At 65.5% G+C, this 643-nt stretch carries 1 protein-coding gene; it reads right to left on the bottom strand.

Going from position 1 to position 643, the window contains the following annotated elements; translation table 11 throughout:
- The coding region (locus EN991_RS38750; RefSeq protein WP_164769788.1) for a flavin reductase family protein at nucleotides 1-643 on the bottom strand (643 nt) is incomplete at both ends.

Here is a 643-nt window from a genome sequence, read left to right as displayed (position 1 = left end):
GTAGACATGCGTGCGCGAAACAGGTCCGGCGTCGTCCCAGACGGCGAACAGGAAGCCGAGCTGGGCCTCGATGGCCTTTGCCGCAAGCAGTCCACGCAGACTATTGCCATCGCCTGCCGAACCCAACCCTCGGCCGCGCGGCAGTTCAAAACCGTCCGCCGTTTCCACGAACAGGATCCGGCCACCATTTTCGAGGATGGCGCCGACATCGGTGCCGGGCTGGGTCGCGGCCAGCGCGTCCTGGCTGAGGCCGGGTGCAACATAGGCGCCGCGGCAATAGCCGAGCGGCTGCGCGGAATTGTGCTCGAAATCGCGGACGCGGCCGATGAGGATCGAATGATCGCCGGCCTCGACCAGCCGCTCCATGTCGCAGTCAAAGGACGCGACGGAGCCGTCCAAAACGGGACTGCCGGTCCTTCCCGGCCGCCATGCTACGGCGGCGAACTTGTCGGCGGCTTTCGAGGCGAAGATGCCGGACGCTGCCTTCTGGCCCTCGTTGAGGATGTTGATGGCGAAGCTTTTCGATGTCGCGAAGACAGGATGGCCTAAGGCCTTGTGGGCGATGCAGACCAGCACGAGGGGCGGATCGAGCGACACTGAGGTGAACGAGTTGGCGGTGAAGCCGCGCGGCTCGCCTTCTGGC

This window comes from Mesorhizobium sp. M7A.F.Ca.US.005.03.2.1, assembly GCF_003997795.1.
Lineage (GTDB): Bacteria > Pseudomonadota > Alphaproteobacteria > Rhizobiales > Rhizobiaceae > Mesorhizobium > Mesorhizobium ciceri.
This window is presented reverse-complemented; position numbering and strand designations above follow the sequence as displayed.